The sequence below is a fragment of the Photorhabdus aballayi genome, from assembly GCF_026153155.1.
Lineage (GTDB): Bacteria > Pseudomonadota > Gammaproteobacteria > Enterobacterales > Enterobacteriaceae > Photorhabdus > Photorhabdus luminescens.
This window is the reverse complement of record NZ_JAPFCD010000001.1, coordinates 267,245-284,157: the sequence shown is the minus strand read 5'-3', so window position 1 is coordinate 284,157 and position 16,913 is coordinate 267,245. Positions and strand designations below refer to the sequence as shown.

General features: G+C 40.0%; 9 protein-coding genes and 1 other annotated feature. Of the genes, 6 read left to right on the top strand and 3 right to left on the bottom strand.

The features are described 5' to 3' along the window. Nucleotides 1-106: 106 nt before the first annotated feature. From OO184_RS01075 to OO184_RS01065, 3 genes are all read right to left on the bottom strand, one after another. Complete coding sequence (locus OO184_RS01075) at nt 107-4,195, bottom strand: Tc toxin subunit A-related protein (protein WP_265377611.1); 4,089 nt, start codon at nt 4,193-4,195, stop codon at nt 107-109. Then, nucleotides 4,188-7,724 (bottom strand): Tc toxin subunit A, encoded by a 3,537-nt coding sequence (locus OO184_RS01070; RefSeq protein WP_265377610.1) that lies wholly within the window; start codon nt 7,722-7,724, stop codon nt 4,188-4,190. The genes OO184_RS01075 and OO184_RS01070 overlap by 8 nt, the downstream gene beginning before the upstream one ends. A 96-nt stretch (nt 7,725-7,820) precedes the next feature. Beyond that, the gene (locus tag OO184_RS01065) at nt 7,821-9,461 is read right to left on the bottom strand and encodes a glycoside hydrolase family 18 protein (protein ID WP_265377609.1); all 1,641 of its coding nucleotides are present in this window, start codon (nt 9,459-9,461) and stop codon (nt 7,821-7,823) included. 731 nt (nt 9,462-10,192) lie between these two features. Then, nucleotides 10,193-10,293: a sequence feature (Trp leader region), on the top strand. A gap of 28 nt (nt 10,294-10,321) precedes the next feature. Between OO184_RS01065 and OO184_RS01060 the strand changes: the two genes are divergently transcribed. From OO184_RS01060 to trpA, 6 genes are read left to right on the top strand one after another with little or no spacing between them, the layout of a single operon-like run. Continuing rightward, nucleotides 10,322-11,896 (top strand): anthranilate synthase component 1, encoded by a 1,575-nt coding sequence (locus tag OO184_RS01060; RefSeq protein WP_265377608.1) that lies wholly within the window; start codon nt 10,322-10,324, stop codon nt 11,894-11,896. Beyond that, nucleotides 11,896-12,474 carry a glutamine amidotransferase-related protein gene (locus tag OO184_RS01055; RefSeq protein WP_265377607.1) on the top strand — a complete coding sequence of 193 codons (579 nt, stop codon included), beginning with the start codon at nt 11,896-11,898 and terminating at the stop codon, nt 12,472-12,474. Before OO184_RS01060 ends, OO184_RS01055 begins: the two co-directional genes overlap by 1 nt. 13 nt (nt 12,475-12,487) lie before the next feature. After that, nucleotides 12,488-13,486 carry an anthranilate phosphoribosyltransferase gene (gene trpD / locus OO184_RS01050; RefSeq protein ID WP_265377606.1) on the top strand — a complete coding sequence of 333 codons (999 nt, stop codon included), beginning with the start codon at nt 12,488-12,490 and terminating at the stop codon, nt 13,484-13,486. A gap of 2 nt (nt 13,487-13,488) precedes the next feature. Next, the gene (gene trpCF / locus OO184_RS01045) at nt 13,489-14,853 is read left to right on the top strand and encodes a bifunctional indole-3-glycerol-phosphate synthase TrpC/phosphoribosylanthranilate isomerase TrpF (protein ID WP_265377605.1); all 1,365 of its coding nucleotides are present in this window, start codon (nt 13,489-13,491) and stop codon (nt 14,851-14,853) included. Between the two features lie 39 nt (nt 14,854-14,892). Continuing rightward, nucleotides 14,893-16,083 (top strand): tryptophan synthase subunit beta, encoded by a 1,191-nt coding sequence (gene trpB, locus OO184_RS01040; RefSeq protein WP_265377604.1) that lies wholly within the window; start codon nt 14,893-14,895, stop codon nt 16,081-16,083. Beyond that, a complete protein-coding gene (gene trpA / locus OO184_RS01035; RefSeq protein WP_265377603.1) occupies nt 16,083-16,889 on the top strand; it encodes a tryptophan synthase subunit alpha in 807 nt (268 codons plus the stop codon). Before trpB ends, trpA begins: the two co-directional genes overlap by 1 nt. The last annotated feature ends 24 nt before the right edge of the window (nt 16,890-16,913 follow it).

The following is a 16,913-nucleotide window of genomic DNA, read 5'->3' as shown; positions in this document are numbered from 1 at the left end:
TTTATATTTAGCCTCCACATAAATAGAAGAGGCTAATTTGAATGTTAATGATAACGAGTAAGAACTTTAAATTCAGATGACTGATTCATTTAATTCTTAATTCTCGTCATGCCAAATCTGGGTTTTCCTTGTTCAATAATGCTTTAACAGCCGTGCCAAATGATGCAGACCCTTCCTGCGCGGTATATCGAATATGAAGAATAATATCGTTCAAACTTTCTAAATCCTGCGAGGTATTGGTAAATTGGAAATTCCAACTCGATCCTACCCCTACGCCTTCAAAGGGTAAGAAACGTTCATCATCGAAATTAAGCGTAAACATTCCGCTATCATTAATACCCGTAGATAAAGCGATTTGTTGATTAGGTTGTATGCTGCGGACCGTATAAGGCGTTTCCGCCCGAATTCCTTCTTTTAACATCTTTTCAACAGTTTTGAGATCTGCTTTTGTCGTATAACTGCTCACACCCGACAAGCTTAATTTAGCGCAAATATCTTCATAAGGCCCAATTAACATAGGCAATGTCACTGAAACAGATTTAATCCTCCGATTAAATAAGCCAGTATAATCCGGAACAAAATGTTTAGTTTCATCTAGATTAAAATCAATCTTTTCATGATTTTTCAACTTCTTGAGGTCACTATCCCAAGACTCGCCTAATAAAGATTTAAGCGAAATCGTTTTGATAATTTCTAATTTACGTGAATTTTGCTCAACATAAGTACGTTCCATACGTTGCAGAGCCAATTTCAAATTTTCACCGACCAACAACCCTTGGTAGAGATCATTCCAACTCGCGCCATCAATAAAATTCTGCTCGCCTAGCCCGAGTTCATACTGTAAAGAAGCTTGTGCGGATAAACACAGAGATGAAACAGCATCATAAGCCTGTAAATAAAGGCTTGAGATCTGGCTAATCATCCAAGTATATAAACTTTCATTAGTAAAACGGCTGGAGAAATAAGCCAACAGTGCCTGAGATTGTTGTTGTTGCGCTTCAACTTGCGCCAAACGCTTACGTGCGGCACTGACCTGCAACTGCTGAATATTAATCTGCTGATCAATAGATTTTGCTTCCCATTCAGCCTGTTTATATTGCAGCTCCCACTCCTGCCGGCGACGGCGATAAGATTCAGAAACACTGAGGCTGTCAGCTTTAGTACTATCAGACTGATGTTTCAAAGTTGCTATTTCAGCAACCGCATTTAAAGCTGCCCCCCAATGTGAACCCCCAACTGCCAATCCATAAATATTGGGAACTAAATCCAGGGCCGCCGCCGCCGTTCTTGATACCTGTGAAGCTAATAAAGCAGAAGATGCTTGAGCCTGTAATTCAATAACCTGCTGTTCCGTTGACGAAATATTTTCATCATAAAGACTTTTATAATGTTCGTACCGCTCTTGAGCAGATTGTTTGCTCACCTGCAACGCATCAAGACTGGCCTGATTAATATTGATATCTTGTTGCTGGAGGTCAACAGCAAAACGGTAGAGATCATTATTCTGAACCATCTGAAATGATTCAAAACTCAAATTATCTTTCCGTTCCAACAAGCTTAACAACGTGCTGCCAAATTGTATCAACGTATCGACGCCCGATTTCGCCCGCGCCAACATCGGCTCAAAACGATAATTTGGTACTCTGAAATTCATTTTGCTGGCATTTCTGGCAGCAACAACCCGCTGATAACGCTGATTCATTAATCCACGAGGAGAAATTTTCGAATCATAAAGATCCATAGAAATTTCTTTACCATCTAGGGTTAAATTATGGCGTAAATTGTAAATCCGGTTTTCTATTTTATCCCACAGGGCCGTTAACTCTTCATTAATAGGTTTCATAAAGAGATCATTATCCAGCGCACGAATCGTTTTATCATGAACCACCGGGGCATAAGGCAAAGGATAACTGATCATCTCCAATGCACGCACGGCGCTACTCTTCTTATAGGATGCATCCTCAAGGGTTATCGGCTGCCAGGAACTGGCTAATTGAAGATCAGGACGCGCGCCTAATAATGAACTTGCCGTTGCATAGCTCAGACGCGCCAACGTTCTGGCAGTAGGCTGTAACTTGCGATATTCCATATCACCCTGATCGATAACATTCTTAACATAGAAGTTAAAAATAGCTTTACGATAATGAATAGGTTCACTGGCAGAAATTGCATCAGGATCAGCCGGCTCTATCAGACTACGTAATCTCTTGGGCTCATCAATTATCGGACGACTATTCCAATAACGCGGCTTATCTTGTTCCAACGCCGGTTCATCATTACTTTCAAAAGGATTAAAAATAAACTTTATCCAGCGACTGGCTTCTTCATAACGCTGTTCGACATTAAACCGCCAGGCCACCATAAATGGCATATGGAAGAATAATTCCCAGAAATAAATACCATTTGCCCCTTTAAGGTCGATAGGTTTTGAAACATTGCCGGTAATCGGCTCTTCATGAATGTTTTGAGTTTCCCAACTGAGAACTTTGTCCAGTTTTTGACTCGCCTTACTAATTAATTCTTTTGCAAAAAGGGTATTTAAACGAATCGCTTTGTCAGAATACCAACTTTCTGGCTGCTCCTCTGGCTGTTCTTCTTTTGGAAATTGTAAATATTGAGTTTGTTTAGTCTGTTTAATCTGGACCTTGGCACGAAGCGATTTACCTACACTCAGTTTAGTCTTAATTCTGCCGGCAATATCAGCTCCAGTTTCTGACGGCAGACTAAAACCTGTAACAACCATCACATCATTTCGATCACACCGATTCAATGCCACACTTAATTTTGGATTATAATCTTCTGGAGTCAGTATTTTATAATCAAGCCAACAGCGTTCACCGTTGCTATCTTCCAGCCAAATACAATAAAGGATATTTTTACTTATGCTAAAATCATATTGATACGTTGAAGTGGACGTCAAATACATATTCAATGTCCCATCAACATAAGTCGCATCCAGCTTGAAATCGTCTATTTTACCTAATTGTCCTTCAAATGTTGGTGGTTCGGCTATCGGCCACTTCATATTATTATTTACGGGATAAAGAACTAATTGCTTATATTCCTCTGGCCCGCCATTCGAAGGTTCCCGAAAATAGAACCAGACTAAAGCAGCGCCATATGCATCCAGATCAGATAACCTTGAAGTGGATTTAGGCAAATCCGTTGCTTCCATTAATAAGTTATCACAAACATAAGTGAAAACTTCATCATAATCATACGGCGTTCCCTGATCCGTACCTTTTAAGCGCACAAATGCGACCAACGCTAAACGTTCAACGTCTCCGGTACGGTCGAGCACCGCAATCAACTCTTTCATAGAGTGATCAAGTAAATCTTCACGAACAGTAGTGCCGGTACTCCAGGTACCATCAAATGCCAAATGAGCTAAATTAAGTTTTGTGCGATATTTAGTACTATCATCTTGTTTTTCTTCAGAAACTTCAAACCAACTAATATATAATCGGTTATTTAAAATAATCGGACGAATAATACCGTTATACGCATTTTCTAAAGGAACATTAATCAGCTTCCACTCACCCCAAGCGGTAGGATAGAGTTCGTCAGTCTGATTATTACGTTGTTGGGCATCTAAAGTTCGCCAAAAATAACGGTAAGGTTGAGTACGGGTCTTGGCAATGAAATAGATCTTATCATCGGCAATATCAATACCATCTTCGTAACCAGCAATAACTTCTAAATTACTCACCTCTTCAAAATTATTCAAATATCCTAATATCGCTTTCTGAGCAACATCATCCGTAAGCTTGCCTTGATTAAGCGCACTTTCAAGTTGGAAGAAGAATTCGGTTTTAGTTAAACGTAATGTGGGATCAACATAAACTTCTGGGTAAATAGCCAGTTGTTGATTAGCCGACCAATAACCGTAACGATTAGCAAACTCCTGCCAATTGTCTGCCTCTTCCTGAGTCATGGATAAACCTGACTCTAAATTCAAAACAATACGGTTGATATATTGTTGTACCGATTGGGTCACATGCGCGACACGGGCTGTTTTGACTTTGGAAGAAACCTGAGTGTCTAATAATAGAAAATCATACAAATCATCAACGTTTTTAATTTTTTCATTCTGAGATTGAAAAGCGGTATCATGCGGAACAATCTGACCAAGATAATAGTCAACCAATGCATCACGCAAATTTTCCTGTAATTTTGCTTCAATTAAATTAGACATTCTCATCATCTCCTTGCGCTTTTAATGCAGCCATTACCGCTTCACCGATGTTTTGGAAAGCTTCAAAACTTGAATTAACATCAAGTGCGCCAGCACCTAATAAAGGCTCAACGGATAAATTGGTTTTCACATAAAATTGTTGTAGCCGTCGTATCCAATCTATTTGAGATAAAGTCATGGCACGTTTTCTTTCTAATCCTTCTTTTTCACAAGCAAGATAAATTTCATCAGGGTCCCAATCTAATATTTCAGCCAGTAATTGCGCACATTTATAATTGTCATCATCCTCTTCTGTTTTCGGTACAATCTCACTGTTAGCGAAAGTAAAATACTCCTGAATTTTATCTTCATTTTGTTTCGCATTTTCCAGTAAATCTTGATAGCGATTCAATAGGAAAATTTCATCTAGTGACAGTGATATTTCTGTTGTTTCATCTATGTTTAGCCCAAGCCATTTAGGATTTGTCAGGCGCAATAACAATAAATTATTACTTATGCTCAATGCATTAATTAATTGAGTATAAACTAACAGACTATAAGTCAAGTCCAGAAACTCTTTTTTAATATCTTCAACTTTCTCTGCTGTATTCTCTAACACCATTTTCAAAACTGAATAAACACTACTTCCTAACCAACGCAATTGTAGTGGCACAATATCTCTTGATACCCCATATTCACCCGCAATAGCACTAGATAATAGACTCTCCTGTGCGGTTTTAGCTTGCAATATGATCTGCACGACAATATTAATTTGATTATTATCTGGGTTTATCTCTTTTTCTTTTACAATATCTTCAATCTCTTTTCTTAGAGATTCTTCATCTGTTTTTCCCCATATCAATGGAATATCTTTGACTAAACCATTATCCTTATCGAAAACGCCATGTTCATCTGATAGAACAGTCCACCAATCTATATCGTTTATTTCTTGCCGATTAAAATCAGATTCTTGTAAACGTACATTATCAGTGAGACCATCTGAAATTCCCTTATAAAAGGTTAACATGCCACTTGTTGGCACTACCGGAAGCTGAGTTTTACCTAATAATAGAGAAAACTTGATGGGCGTCAATTTTGTTTTAACCAACCAGGAAGTTAAAACCTCCATTTGAGTAATGATGCTGAGGATGTCATCTTGCTCTCCTAAAGCCGGTATATTTGCCAGATATTCGCTTTTATCGGTTAAAATATCCGCCAGAATTAATCCATCTTCCGCAGAAAAACCGAATAATCGTGGAATCGTCACCAAGCGATAAAGCCTAGACATGACATCAAGATTACGCACCAATTTGCCAGAAGAGAGTTTCAGCGCTTTCTCAACGATAGGTGCAATCACTTGAAACGTGGATAAAGAAATAGCTAACCCTGCACACAATTGTTTAACTGTTTTTGCTCCATCGCCTTGATTTTCTGCATAGTTAAATTCTTTCCCATCCAAAATTAAAGGCTGGTCAAAAAGTTTAGATTGATTAAAAAGCTGATCAAAAAATGGAATATTATTACTAATAGCAAATGGCGTAATTTGATATATCCATCCAGCAAACGTTTCCGGCAATACTTTATATTGTGTCGATAAATGGCGGAATAAACCCAAAGCTCTCAATGTATTATTAGAAATAGCCAGATCGGTATTATTGGATTCAGCTTTTATTGCCGAAGTTACCAGTAAATCAAGCTGATGATAAGGTAACGATAACCAACGCTGTAAACGAATAAAGCGGTTCATTCGATCATAACGAAAATCAGAAACTGCATCTATTTCACGTCCAGAATTCGTTCTTACAATACTTAATGCATCCAATTGCCCCGTATTTATATAAACACCACCATAATGGTAAGGTGCAGGAAAGTGTTCTGATGTTTGCCCACTATCGAAGATAGGATTAGAAAATACCACATTTGGCGAAACTAAAGGCCGAAAATCACCACTATTAAACAAGTGTTCGAGATCTGTCACTTTCGATCCTGTTTGTTGACCAAAAGATAGAACCCCTTTTAATTTCACGCTATCATCCGCAGAAATACCATAATTATTCTGGAAAAATGATTCAGCTTCCGGCAATAATTCTGATTGTGAAGTACCTTGTTTAGCAATCGCAAAACGGTAAGTCATTGTCAGGAAACTAATACCTTCAATGTTTACCGAACTATTATTTGTGTTCTCTTTGGGTACCGCAGCATAAACTGTCATTTCACCAAAGAAAGGACCATTATCTAAATTACCAATATCACTATTATCACTTTCTACATAAGTCAATTTTAACTGTCGGCTAAATGGCGATGAATTATTAAAAGGTTCCATCCTCGCTTTTACACGATTATAAGTCAGAACATTTTCGCCACGCAGTTTAACTTTTATAGTTTCTTTATTTTTATTTTCACAAGTGATGACAATCTCATCATAGGCTTTATCAACATTATCACTCAACAATGTCGGGCCTGTGATATTTTCATCAGCATGAATAATATAAGCATGTTTTGCAACATCACGCTCAGGTAATACTTCTGTTGTGCTGGCACTGAAATAGCTGTTAATAAGTTGCTCACGTGACAAAAAGTTTTGTGCAAATGGACTTTTTTCTGTCAGTAAAGTCATTTGTTCCTTACTTAATTGAGTATAGGCAAGCAAAGCCTGATCACGCTTTTCAGTTAAAATATGCCAGGGAAATTGTTGATCTACTTGCTGAATAATCGTGCCTAATTCAGTCTCTTTTTCAGCCAAACCTTTATTGATTTGTTGAGAAGGCAAATTATAGGGCAATGTAAAGGGAAAACGAGTCTCTCCCAAAACCTGATTAACCGGTTTATCTGCGTGGCCCGTCTGATCAATATATTCCCTGGCGCTTTTCGACAACACATCATTCACAATAGATATTGCCGTAATTTCTTTATAAAGATTATCACTATTCAGTAATAAATCAGGAATATCAGCGCGTCTTTGCTCTAATCCCACCGCATTATTGGAACCATCTAATTCTATTTGTTGTACAAATTTATAAAGATCAAGCAGATAGTTTACCGGACTATCAAGAGCCTCAATAGCGTTTGGCTGACAGAAATCATCCCAAGGTTCAGGAAATAAACTGCTATAATCAGGCAATTTTTCTTTATCATCAGTATTGTCACTAATATAAGAAGAATATTTTGCCTGATGACTCGCTTTTTTTAATGATGCGCCATCGTAATCTCTCAATTGTCTTTGCCGATAACTTTGTACCAATTGATTAGCCGCACTCGCTGCTTTATCAAAAATCACCTCTGCATGACCCGATAAAGATTCATTATGGCGTTTAATAAATCGCTGTTTTGATACTTCAATAATGTCAAAAATTGAGTTATAACCCAGACGCTGGAGTGTATTAACCAGAGTAACCGTGGAATTATCTTCCTTCTGCTCTGAGTTTGACAACATATAACTTGTCGGCAATATTGGCGCTGCTGATGGTTTTATTTCTGCCGCCGCAGCCAACAACGGTGATACTTTTGTTATACTTTGTTTTTCACGAGAAATGCTTTTATATTTATCCATTTTATTATTCCCAACCTAATTAATCGGAAACACTCGAATAGCACAGTTATAGAGCCTATAACCACTTTAAATAGTGAGATTTTTTCAAGTACAAATTCAATTTAATTTACATTCTTCACACTGTTTCTCTTTCGGTTTATCGTAAGAAGGAAGTTCACCACCACCATCGAAATAAAACGGTTCCATGTCAATAACTTTTTTAACCGCTTTACGGCCTAATCCTTCATGAGCCGCATTGGTTAACAAACCATTATCCTGATCGCCGCTCCAAATAAATAAACCACCAAGCCCTTTTTCTTTAACATAGCGACCTTTTTCCCTGACTGAACGAGGCGTATCTAATGACATAAATACTTTGAGATCTTTATTATAAAGATAATCAGCCTGAGCAGTTTTATCGTGGAAAACCGTAAAGCCATTACGGCCTATTTTATTTTCATAATCAACATAGTTATAGATAATATCTGTCCATTCAATCACACCATGTTCGAAACTCCCTACCGTGGATGTTCCATCAGTATATTTCCCAACTAGTTGTTCATTATCCTTACTCTCTAACTCCGCAGTTCTGGCATTACGAGTATAGCCAGAATAACCAATATAAATAAATTTCTTATTAATACCTAAAGAGATAAGATAATTAACTGCATCATCGACTGAGTATTTAGAATATTGATCATCCTTATTGCGATAAAGATTGGTATGATGAGAAAGTTTTCCATCGCCCAATGTAAAGAAATCATAAGTCATTAAGTTGATTTCATTAACACCGGCGGCGATCAATTCTGGAATATGCGCTGCTTTGATTTTTTCTACATCAGCAGAAGCTGCAATACTAATTCCTTTCAAATTACTGATGTTTGCATTCTTTAAGTCCTTAACTAGCTCAACAAAATATTTATAATCATCTTCGTCGTATTCATTATTGTCCCCCGCAGAACCCGGATATTCCCAGTCAAGATCAATATGGGTTAGCATGGGAAATTTGGTGTATAAATCTTTAACACCGTCAACAAACCGTTGACGCAGTTTCTCATCACGACAAACTTTATAAAAAGCACCGCTCATTGACCAACCGCCAACGCTAACAGAAATTTCCAGATCCGGATTTTCGTCTCTAAGTAAGCGTAAACCTCCTAATACCCCTTGGGCTTTATCTTGCTGATATAAATCTATAGGATTGCCTGCCCATAGAGTAAAACCACAATTAAGATAGGCTGCAACATCAGCCCAGGGATCAATTGGAATAGGTTTGCCTTCGTGATTCTCAAGAATATCTTGTTCAGCATTCCCCATTTGCCATCCATCTACACCCGCAGCAGCGATGATAGTTGTTTTCTTCTCACCAGGGTCGCCAATAATACCTGCAAAGCTAAAGATAATTCTTTTAAACGGCTTTCCCTTGTCTTTATCGCCTTTAAAGCGCATTAAATCAGCACTTCTGCCGCCATTCTTTTTAAAATCATCTTCGCTTGCTGTGTCAACTAAACGCGCATCATAGATTGACCAATCAGATAAATAACAGAAAACGCCAAAATCATCGTTCTCCTCGTAAATATTAAAAACGGTTTTAGCAAGTCTTGTCGGTGTATACGATAACGCGCCATCTGTTGTTTTAGGATCAAAACCATTTAACCGATAAGTTTTTTGCGCTGCACCTTCTTCCGAGTCCTTAACCTTATGTGGATCAGTTTCATACACTAATTGGCTATCTGCTTTTGGTTCATTTTCACTCATATCTTACTCCACTAATAGTACAATTATTTTAAACATCAGAGAGTTAAATCATGGCAACCTATGCCAAAATTAAGTAGAGATCTATAAGTATTCAAATTAAAAATTGTTCCCCCGGCATACTTATAACGTATTGAATACAAAGGATTACATAGCTTATCTGTATAAGGATTCAAATTTTAAATAACACAATATATTAGAGTCCTGAATGTTACTTCCCACCGTAATATCTGTTAAACCTCTTTTTTTCATATACAGATATAAAAATTAATAATCTCTTGCCTATTGACTCAAACAAAATCCAGCCAGTTCTGCCTTTTAACCAAATTTTTCTATTACTAAATTCTTTTTTTCATAAAAAATAATTTATATATTTAATTCATTAAATATATATCATGAATATATCGTAAAATGATAATATGAGTTATTTATGACAGTAAGATAATAATTTTATTAAAATTAAATAGCCAATCTCTGGCTATTGACATATTTTATGTTACATCGTAATAAAATGCCCGCCAATTAACCTTAAATTTTCTCTAGTAATATTAAAATAGGGTTAGAAAAACGATCGTCCCTACCTCTAACTGCATAAACTAATAAATGCGCAAAAAAATCCTTGACACACCAATTACGTTCCAGTTTACTAGTACACGAGTGAGAATGATATTGTCTTGTATACCATCTATATCAATACAAAAGAGGCACTGAAAATGGCTGTATTTATGACGTCTATCCGTTGGTGGCATAACTTCCTAGTAAGGGCGGTACGGTCACGCACATAAATCAACAGTGCCAAATTACCAAAACCCGCCTGATAAGCGGGTTTTTTTATATGTGTAATTTATTAATAGGACGAAAAAATGACGGATAAACAACCCAAAATTACAGTAATCGAGCAGGAAACCACTTATCAACCCGATCCTACTCTGCTATTCAATCAACTCTGCGGTGAGCGACCAGCAACTTTATTGCTGGAATCTGCGGAAATTAACAGCAAAAAAAACTTAAAAAGTCTGCTGATTATCGATAGCGCCTTGCGCATCAGCGCCAACGGCAATCAGGTTACTTTTGACGCTTTGACAGAAAATGGCCGGAATTTATTACCCATTTTGGCTGACAAACTTTCCAGCAACGCCCAATCTGAAATGACACATAATGTTCTTCAAGTTACCTTCCCGCTAACCAATCACAATATAATAATAGATGAAGATAATCGTCTGAAAGCGGTATCCGTATTTGATGCGCTGCGTGCTCTGCTTTCACTGGCGGAAGGGCATTCATCTCCAGATAATGCAGAAGCTATATTTGTCGGCGGTCTTTTTTCCTACGATCTGGTAGCCGGATTTGAACCATTGCCCGCCGTAAAAACCGTTCAACGCTGCCCTGACTTCTGTTTTTATCTCGCAGAAACGTTATTGGTGATCGACCACCAAAATAAAAATGCACGTTTGCAAATCTCCCTTTTCAGCGATTCTCAGGCAGAAGAGCAACGCCTTAAGCAACGATTAAAAACATTAGCGAAACTCATTACCGAACCAACTGAACCCGTAAAACAAATCTCTCTGCCAACCATGAAAGTTTCATACAATCGGGATGATAATGGCTATGCAGAAATGGTGGCGCAATTGCAGCAATATATCCGCCAGGGAGATATTTTTCAGGTGGTGCCATCAAGACGCTTCTTTCTGCCCTGCCCGGCACCGCTTCATGCTTATCAAAAGCTTAAATACCGCAATCCAAGTCCCTACATGTTTTTCATGCAAGACAAAGATTTCTGTCTGTTTGGCGCTTCTCCTGAAAGCGCGCTTAAATATGATGCATCCAATCGCCAGATTGAAATTTACCCGATCGCCGGTACCCGTCCCCGTGGGCGCAATGCAGCCGGCGAGCTAGATGCCGATCTGGATAGCCGGACCGAACTGGAGATGCGAACAGATCATAAAGAATTAGCCGAACACCTGATGCTGGTTGATTTGGCCCGTAATGACCTGGCTCGCATTTGTGAACCGGGCAGCCGCTATGTCGCCGACCTAACAAAAGTTGATCGCTACTCTTTTGTTATGCATCTGGTTTCCCGCGTAGTGGGAACATTGCGCCATGATTTGGACATCTTTCATGCTTATCAAGCTTGTATGAATATGGGCACCCTTACTGGCGCACCGAAAGTACGCGCAATGCAACTTATCGCTCACTATGAAAGTGAACGTCGGGGCAGTTATGGTGGTGCTGTTGGTTATTTCACCGGCAAAGGGGATATGGATAACTGTATCGTTATTCGCTCTGCTTACGTAGAAGATGGCATAGCGACTATTCAGGTTGGCGCAGGTATCGTATTGGATTCCGATCCTTTAGCCGAATCCGAAGAAACTCGTAACAAAGCAAAAGCCGTCATTCGTGCAATTATTGAAGCTCATCAGGCAGAGGAGATTTTCTGATGGCAAATATTCTTCTACTCGACAACGTGGATTCATTTACCTATAACCTTGTCGATCAATTACGTAATCATGGTCATCAGGTTGTTATCTACCGCAATACTGTGGCAACTGAAATGATTATGCAGCAATTAAGAATGCTGTCTTCTCCGTTATTGATGCTTTCACCGGGGCCGGGTAAACCCTCTGACGCAGGTTGTATGCCTCAATTACTGCAACAAATCATCGGCAAAATCCCAGTGATCGGCATCTGCCTTGGGCATCAAGCCATTATTGAAGCCTATGGCGGAGAAATTTCCGCTGCTGATGAAATCCTACACGGCAAAGCTTCTCTGGCAGAACACGATAATCAGGCTATGTTCGCTAATCTGGAAAACCCTCTACCCGTTGCACGTTATCACTCTCTCGCGGGTAACAAAATTCCATCCGAACTGACTATTTCTGCCCGTTGTGGCGATACTGTTATGGCGGTTCGTCACAACAAACATAAGGTTTGTGGATTTCAATTTCACCCAGAATCGATTCTCACAACTCAGGGTGCTAAATTGCTTGAACAAACGCTGGTCTGGGCACTAAATTAAAAGGGAGATGAAAATGCAGGCTATTTTCAATAAATTGTTTAACGCGCAGACACTGACACAACAAGAAAGCCAGCAACTATTTGCAGCCATTATTCAAGGAGAATTAAGTGAATCACTACTCGCTGCTGTACTTATCAGCATGAAATTACGTGGTGAACAACCCCAGGAGATCGCCGGCGCAGCCCAGGCATTACTGGCAAATGCCCTGCCATTTCCACGGCCGGATTACACTTTCTGCGATATCGCCGGAACAGGCGGCGATGGTACTAACAGTATCAATATTTCAACCGCCAGTGCTTTTGTCGCTGCAACTTGCCAGCTTAAAGTTGCCAAACATGGCAACCGCAGCGTTTCCAGTCAATCCGGTTCTTCTGATTTGCTGGCAGCGTTTGGTATCGCCCTTGATATCAGCGCGGAATGTGCCCGTAGCGCACTAGATGAAATCGGCATCTGTTTCCTATTTGCACCGCAGTATCATCTTGGATTCCGTCATGCAATGCCGGTACGTCAACAACTGAAAACCCGGACGCTGTTCAATATATTAGGTCCTCTGATTAATCCGGCTCGTCCGCCACTGGCTTTAATTGGCGTTTACAGCCCTGAGCTCGTTGAACCTATTGCCCGCACTTTACAGGTTCTCGGCTATCAACGGGCCGCGGTTGTTCACAGCGGCGGCATGGATGAAGTCGCACTGCATGCGCCAACGAAAGTTGCAGAGCTTAATGATGGAGAAATTATCCATTATCAATTAAACGCTGAAGATTTTGGTTTACAACATCATCCAATATCCGCATTAAAAGGAGGTTCACCCGAGGATAATCGTAAAATGCTCAGTTTATTGTTACAAGGACGAGGCAAGAAAGCTCATGCTGATGCCGTTGCGGCTAACGTTGCCCTGTTAATGAAAATTCATGGACAGGAAAATTTACGTCATAACACCCAACAAGCTCTCGAAGCCATTCACAGTGGCCGAGCTTATGAACGAGTCATAGCACTTGCAACAAGGAGTTAATCATGCAAGCCACCATTTTACAGAAAATTGTTAATGATAAAGCCGAATACCTTATTAATCGCAAACAACAGCAACCATTAGAAAGTTTTATTGATGCCGTTGTTGCCAGCAATCGTGATTTTTATCAAGCGCTAAACAGTGAACAGACAGTTTTTATTCTGGAATGTAAAAAGGCATCTCCTTCTAAAGGCGTTATTCGTCAGGATTTTGATCCAATTCACATAGCGAAAATTTATCAGCCTTATGCTGCCGCCATTTCTGTATTAACTGATGAAAAATATTTTCAGGGTAACTATGAATTTCTTCGTTTAGTCAGTGATGCCGTTCACCAGCCGGTATTGTGCAAAGATTTTATTATCGATCCTTATCAGGTTTATCTTGCCCGTTATTATCAAGCCGATGCAATTTTGTTGATGCTTTCCGTCCTTGATGATCAGCAATATATTGCGCTGTCTGAATTTGCACATAGTCTGAATATGGGTGTACTGACGGAAGTCAGCTCAGAGGAAGAGCTAACCAGAGCGGTTGCGTTAAAAGCTAAAGTTATTGGTATCAATAACCGTGACCTGAGAGATCTTTCTATCGATTTAAACCGTACCAAACAACTTGCGCCACAGTTACCGGAAGGAACCATTGTTATTAGCGAATCGGGCATCCACCAGCATCAACAAATTCGCGAGCTTAGCCATTATGCTAATGGCTTTCTCATTGGCAGCGCTTTGATGGCCCAATCCAATTTGGACTTAGCATTACGCCAACTGATTTTGGGTGAAAATAAAGTCTGCGGGTTAACTCGTCCACAAGATGCTAAAGCGGTATTACAGGCAGGTGCTGTTTATGGTGGTTTGATATTTGCTGAACATTCGCCACGTAAGATTAATATCCAACAGGCCCAACAAATTATTAATGCAGCAAATCTCAAATATGTAGGGGTATTTCAAAATCAATCATCCGCATTCATCAGCCATACCGCCCGTACCCTTTCTCTGGCTGCGGTACAATTACATGGCGCAGAAGGCGAAATTTATATTGCGGAACTGCGAAAAACACTACCTGAAAATTGTCAAATTTGGAAAGCAGTTGATATGTCGAAAGATGCCTTTCACGCCAAAGCCGAAAATGTTGACCGTTATTTACTTGATAACGGCAAAGGTGGAACCGGCCAAAGTTTCGATTGGCAATTACTTGACAAGCAATCACTCGCCAATGTCATGCTAGCCGGTGGGTTAAATGAAGAAAATTGCCAACAAGCAGCAAAATATGGCTGTTGCGGACTTGATTTTAACTCTGGCGTCGAAAGCGCACCCGGCATCAAAAGCAGCCATAAATTAAATAAAGTGTTTCAGCTTCTACGCTGTTACCAATAAGCAACAATTTCCCGATTCATATAATGGACAAGCAGAACAATGAGTAAACTTAACCCCTATTTTGGTGATTTCGGTGGACAATTTGTACCACAGATCCTTATTCCAGCCCTTGAACAATTAGAAGCCGCATTTATTGCGGCTCAGCAAGACCCAGAATTTCAGCAAGAATTTCAGGATCTACTGAAAAATTATGCGGGCAGGCCAACAGCATTAACTTTATGCCGTAATCTGACGAAAGGCACCAAAACCCGCCTTTATCTGAAACGTGAAGATCTATTACACGGCGGCGCTCATAAAACCAACCAAGTACTTGGTCAGGCATTATTAGCAAAACGCATGGGAAAAAGCGAAATTATTGCGGAAACCGGCGCTGGTCAACATGGTGTAGCAACCGCCCTCACCTGTGCGCTGTTAAATATGAAATGCCGCATTTATATGGGCGCTAAAGATGTGGAGCGCCAATCCCCTAATGTTTTCCGCATGCGTCTGATGGGAGCCGAAGTCATTCCAGTTCATAGCGGCTCTGCCACCTTAAAAGATGCCTGCAATGAAGCATTACGTGATTGGTCTGGCAGCTACGATAAAGCCCACTATTTATTAGGGACTGCCGCTGGACCACATCCCTATCCGACGATGGTTCGAGAGTTCCAGCGTATGATCGGCGAAGAAGCCAAATCCCAAATTCTGGCAAAAGAGGGGCGCCTGCCTGATGCCGTGTTGGCCTGTGTTGGTGGAGGTTCCAATGCCATTGGCATGTTTGCGGAATTTATTCCTGAAAAATCGGTCCGCCTAATTGGTATTGAACCTGCCGGGCTTGGCATTGAAACCGGTAAACATGGCGCGCCACTGAAACATGGCAAATTGGGTATCTATTTTGGTATGAAATCGCCAATGATGCAGACAGATGAAGGCCAGATTGAAGAATCTTATTCTATTTCTGCCGGTCTGGATTTCCCTTCCGTTGGCCCTCAGCATGCCTATCTGAACAGTATTGGACGGGCTGATTATGTTTCCATCACCGATGATGAAGCATTAGAAGCGTTCAAAATCCTTTCCCGTGAGGAAGGCATTATTCCAGCCCTCGAATCCTCTCATGCGCTGGCTTACGCTTTGAAAATGATCCATCAAGCTCCTGATAAAGAGCAATTACTGATCGTTAATCTATCCGGTCGCGGTGATAAAGACATATTTACTGTCCACGATATTTTAAAATCCAGAGGGGAAATCTAATGGAACGTTACGAGCAGCTATTTAAACAACTGGAAAGTCGTAAACAAGGTGCTTTTGTCCCCTTTGTCACACTAGGCGATCCAACCCCAGAATTATCGTTGAAAATTATTGATACTCTGATTGCAAGTGGCGCTGACGCTCTTGAGTTAAGTATTCCTTTTTCTGATCCGCTGGCTGACGGCCCAACCATTCAAAATGCTAATTTGCGTGCCTTCTCCTCAAATGTAACCCCCACGCTCTGTTTTGAACTATTAACAAAAATTCGGGCAAAATATCCTGATATTCCTATTGGTTTATTGATGTATGCCAATCTGGTTTTTCATCATGGAATAGACGAATTCTATCGCCGTTGCAAAAATGCAGATATTGATTCAGTATTAGTCGCAGATGTTCCTATGTCAGAATCACGGCCATTCCGTACCGCAGCTATGAAACATAATATTGCCCCTATTTTTATTTGCCCACCCAACGCAGAAGATGAATTATTACGTGAAATTGCCTCTTATAGCCGCGGATATACCTACCTATTATCAAGAGCGGGCGTAACCGGTATAGAAAGACGAGGTGAAAAACCGTTAAATCATTTAGTCAATAAACTACGGGAATATCATGCTGCACCACCGTTACAAGGATTTGGTATTTCAGAACCTGAGCAGGTAAAAGAAACGTTAGCAAGTGGAGCAGCGGGCGCCATTTCCGGCTCTGCCGTCGTTAGAATTATTGAACAAAATCTTTCTCAGCCGGAAATAATGCTGAAAAAATTAACTGAATTTGTATCAAAAATGAAGTCTGCAACACAACTGTAGTGTGAAAAATAACTGTAATGTGAA

Excerpts from the sequence above, each read along its gene's own strand:
- OO184_RS01070 (WP_265377610.1), bottom strand. The coding sequence starts at position 7,724 with ATGGATAAATATAAAAGCATTTCTCGTGAAAAACAAAGTATAACAAAA.
- OO184_RS01075 (WP_265377611.1), bottom strand. The coding sequence starts at position 4,195 with ATGTCTAATTTAATTGAAGCAAAATTACAGGAAAATTTGCGTGATGCA.
- trpA (WP_265377603.1), top strand. The coding sequence starts at position 16,083 with ATGGAACGTTACGAGCAGCTATTTAAACAACTGGAAAGTCGTAAACAA.
- trpCF (WP_265377605.1), top strand. The coding sequence starts at position 13,489 with ATGCAAGCCACCATTTTACAGAAAATTGTTAATGATAAAGCCGAATAC.
- OO184_RS01055 (WP_265377607.1), top strand. The coding sequence starts at position 11,896 with ATGGCAAATATTCTTCTACTCGACAACGTGGATTCATTTACCTATAAC.
- trpD (WP_265377606.1), top strand. The coding sequence starts at position 12,488 with ATGCAGGCTATTTTCAATAAATTGTTTAACGCGCAGACACTGACACAA.
- OO184_RS01060 (WP_265377608.1), top strand. The coding sequence starts at position 10,322 with ATGACGGATAAACAACCCAAAATTACAGTAATCGAGCAGGAAACCACT.
- trpB (WP_265377604.1), top strand. The coding sequence starts at position 14,893 with ATGAGTAAACTTAACCCCTATTTTGGTGATTTCGGTGGACAATTTGTA.
- OO184_RS01065 (WP_265377609.1), bottom strand. The coding sequence starts at position 9,461 with ATGAGTGAAAATGAACCAAAAGCAGATAGCCAATTAGTGTATGAAACT.